The organism is Vibrio sp. 704, assembly GCF_033339295.1.
The window spans coordinates 1-648 of the sequence record NZ_JAWOUH010000550.1 but is presented as its reverse complement, the minus strand read 5'-3'; the positions used below and the strand labels follow the sequence as shown (position 1 = coordinate 648).

At 43.7% G+C, this 648-nt stretch carries 2 protein-coding genes; one reads left to right on the top strand and one right to left on the bottom strand.

Annotation, left to right across the window (positions count from 1 at the left end; all coding sequences use genetic code 11):
• Positions 1-293, top strand: a 293-nt coding sequence (locus tag R7R24_RS27695; protein WP_318120272.1) for a flavodoxin domain-containing protein, incomplete at its 5' end; no start/stop codon positions are given.
• Between the two features lie 50 nt (positions 294-343).
• On the opposite strand, the gene R7R24_RS27690 is transcribed toward R7R24_RS27695, so the two are convergent.
• Positions 344-648 (bottom strand): DUF4442 domain-containing protein (locus R7R24_RS27690; protein ID WP_318120271.1); only part of this gene is annotated, 305 nt, incomplete at its 5' end.

Here is a 648-nt window from a genome sequence, read left to right as displayed (position 1 = left end):
AGCTAGTGGCTATCTTTGGCTGTGGCGACCAAGAAGACTACGCAGAATACTTCTGCGATGCGATGGGTACAGTGCGTGACATCGTTGAGTCTAAAGGCGGCACAATTCTTGGTCATACTTCAACTGAAGGCTACGAGTTTGAAGCTTCAAAAGCACTTGTTGAAGGCGACGACAGCCAATTCGTAGGTCTATGTATTGATGAAGACCGTCAACCTGAGTTGACTGACCAACGCGTCGAAAACTGGGTTAAGCAGATTTACGAAGAAATGTGCCTAGCTGAGCTAGAAGGCTAAGTAAGTATTAAAAAAGACCTCCGATTGGAGGTCTTTTTTATAGCATTAAATTAAGGCACTTCCGTTACCGCCTCTTCTTCTCGATATTGAGGCTTCTTTCTCACATATAACTTGCGCTGAACTTCAGATACCACATTCCCTTGTTTGTCTTTTACATGCGTAATGAATTCAGGAAAGCACTTTTCGCCGTTTCGAGTCATCTGATAGATCTCGTCTAGCATACCATCCGTGATCTCAAACTCAGCAAACAAATCGCTTTGTCCTGGCTTGATAAAGTTGATGCTCGCCTCTTTATCCCACACGTAATACTCTTCACGTAGAATACCCATCAACATGAGAGAGTAAATGGGATCTG